Origin of the sequence: Atribacter sp. (genome assembly GCF_035418125.1) — a bacterium.
GTDB lineage: Bacteria > Atribacterota > Atribacteria > Atribacterales > Atribacteraceae > Atribacter > Atribacter allofermentans.
Window position 1 is genome coordinate 1 of record NZ_DAOLQM010000258.1, and the last position, 3,009, is coordinate 3,009.

Genomic DNA, 3,009 nt, shown 5'->3' on the forward strand with positions numbered 1-3,009 from the left:
ATACCGAATCCAATCCGACTGAAATCCAGGTTCACTGTAAAAAAGAAAAGCTCCTTCCTAAATTATATATCCTGGCAGTTGGGGTGAGTGAGTATGACGACCCACAGGTAAATGATCTCTTTGCACCTCGATATGACGCTCAAACCTTTGTGGCAACATTAGTGACTCAACAGGGATTACTTTACCGGGAAGTTATTCCAACCCTCCTTGTGAATGAGGATGCTACCCGTTCTCGGGTAGTGGAAGCGATGAACACCATTATTAACCAAGCCCAAGAAGAGGATGTGGTAATATTTTTTTGGGGTGGTCATGGCAGTTCCCGTCAAGAAGGTTGGGATCCCCCCTTCTTTTATGCTTTACCGGCAAATGTTTTTGTTGTGCCTCGAACTATTTATCAACTCGATCAAGATATGGTTACCTCAAATCTCATTTCTGATTTTTTCTATCGAGTCAAAGCCAGAAAACAGGCCATCATTTTAGATACTTGTCACTCAGGTGCTGCAGTCGGCATTTATCAACAGGGTCTTTTAGGTCAAGAACAAGCAGTTAGGGACCTTTATCGAAATGTTGGAGTAGCAGTATTAGCTGCATCCTCAGCAACTGAAAGTGCTTACGAATCAGTTATAGTGAAAGCTGGGTACTTTACTTTTTCACTTCTCTATGCCCTGAGTGGTGATATTATGCTCGATTCAGATCAAAAATCAGCCAGCAAGCTTTATGGATTTACCTCCAATGCTGATTATAATCGAGATGGAAACATAACTATCAATGAAGTTTCAAAGTTTTTAAAAGAAAAAGTACCAACTTTAGGGGACCAAACCCCTCAAACCTTCACTCAAGGTTTGAATTTTCCTTTATATACTATCAACCAGGACATAACACCTTTCGATGAAACATTACAGTTGATCTTTACACCACCAAACGGAATAAACTTTTTACAGGATATTCAATATGGAACCCGCTATTCAACCCCAAACAATGGTGAGCTATATTTGTTTGATTACCCACCTGAGGTTGATATTCAAGGGCAAGTCAACCAGATTGTTGCCGGCCAACCATTTCAATGGGAAGTAGCAGTCAAGGTCGGAGATGATAATGCTATAGTTAAAGCCTATACTTATTCTCGAAATCAGAAAAACTATGCTCTGCTGACCGCAATCTATCCAGGAACCGGTGTACTCCTTCTTATAATCGTCCCATCCGAAGAATATCAATCTGCCCAATCCTGGATCATGCCAGCTATCACTGGAGTGAAAATTAAGAAATAAGGGAAAATTTTAAGTGTTATTGATAATACTTCATTCATTACTGGATTTTCAGGAGAAAGTAAAACATCTCTAAAGGAGGAGTCCATTATATGAAAAGATTAAGATTTGTCATCTTTATTGCTTTCATGATAACTTGGATTTCTGGATTGGGATTGGCCCAAAATAGTGGAAATATTCTCAATCTTCCTGGTGTTGGCCAACCTACCCCTTCTACCGGTCAAACTCCCGGCCAGCTCCCGACTCTTGATTTCTCCCAAAGCCAACCGGCAACTCCCACTCAGCAACCGACCCTTCCCATTCCAAGTACACCTCAACCTGGCCAAATTCAGATCCTTGACCCCAACCAAACTCAAAATCAAGGACAACCAATCCCTGCAGTCTGGAAAAAATATAATCTTAAAGACATAGTCGGTACCATGGATCAGGTGGGAAGAGGCCAAATCGAATATCCGGAAAACTGGCAGGTTATTCCTGATAGTTTCAATCGGATGGTTAGTTTGAATGAGGATGCCAGTGGTTTAGTATCTTTTAGGCTTTACATCATTAGTTACGTGAGATATTCCAATGCCACCGATTATGTTGCCGCCATTGTCCAAATGCTTTCCTCAACTGTTTCTAATATTCGAGTTATCAATAAGGACGAGCAAAATATCACCAACCAAGCGGTAGCTTCCTATGGGGCGAGCGAAACAATTGCTCGTTATGAACTACAGGGAAATTTCCAAGGAACCGAGATGACAATGTGTATCGAAACCTGGGTATATTCGCTTTACGAGAGCAATTTAGGTAATGCTGTTATATATTGGGCTCCAACCTCAGCTTATCAGCAAAAATATAAAGACTTTTTTAGCCGGATGATGACTTCTTATAAAAATTCCTTAAAATAAAAAAGAGGCATGGGGTAAGCTCTTTTATTGATTCCCCATGCCTACAATTCATACCGCTTAAAAGATTATAAACTTTTGGCTTTCTGAATAATATTTTCTACTGAGAAACCAAATTTCTCCATGACCAGCTCACCAGGAGCCGATGCACCAAATCGATTCACTCCAATAACAATTCCCTGCGTCCCAACATATCTTTCCCATCCAATTGGAACTCCAGCTTCAATTGAAATCCGTTTCTTAACCGATAGCGGGAGAACTTGATGACGGTATTCCTCCGATTGCTGCTCAAAAAGTTCCCAGGATGGCATACTGACCACTCGAACTTTGGTTCCCTCAGCTGTCATTTTTTCGTAAGCTTTTAAAGCAAGTCCAACCTCAGAACCGGATGCAATCAAAATAAGATCAGGAGTTGAAGAATCACAATCAGCAAGAACATAAGCTCCTCGAGCGACCCCTTCAGCTGATGCGTACTTGGTTTGATCGATCACCGGTAGTTTCTGGCGGGAGAAAATTAAAGCCACCGGACTTTTGGCACCAACCGCTATTTTCCAGGCTTGAGCGGTTTCGTTGGCATCAGCGGGACGGATAACCATTAAGTTAGGAACTGTTCTTAAGCTGCTGATATGTTCTACTGGTTGATGGGTTGGTCCATCTTCACCGAGACCGATTGAGTCGTGGGTAAATACATAGATAACATGGAGGTTGGAAAGCGCTGCCAGACGGATAGCCGGTCGCATATAGTCGGAAAAGGTAAGGAAAGTAGCACCATAAGGAATAATACCGCCATGAAGTGCCATTCCGTTAAGAATGCTTCCCATGGCATGCTCCCGAATACCAAACATTATGTTTCTTCC

General features: G+C 41.8%; 3 protein-coding genes. 2 read left to right on the forward strand and 1 reads right to left on the reverse strand.

Features of this window, described 5'->3' with window-relative positions; genetic code table 11:
- A partial coding sequence (locus PLK24_RS10165) for a caspase family protein (RefSeq protein WP_324478797.1) occupies positions 1-1,268 on the forward strand: 1,268 nt, incomplete at its 5' end.
- 89 nt (positions 1,269-1,357) lie between these two features.
- Positions 1,358-2,155: a hypothetical protein gene (locus PLK24_RS10170; RefSeq protein WP_324478799.1), complete on the forward strand. Its 798-nt coding sequence runs from the start codon at positions 1,358-1,360 to the stop codon at positions 2,153-2,155.
- A 65-nt stretch (positions 2,156-2,220) separates the two neighbouring features.
- Here PLK24_RS10170 and PLK24_RS10175 read toward each other — a convergent pair.
- Positions 2,221-3,009: transketolase-like TK C-terminal-containing protein (locus PLK24_RS10175; protein ID WP_324478801.1), on the reverse strand; the 789-nt coding region annotated here is incomplete at its 5' end.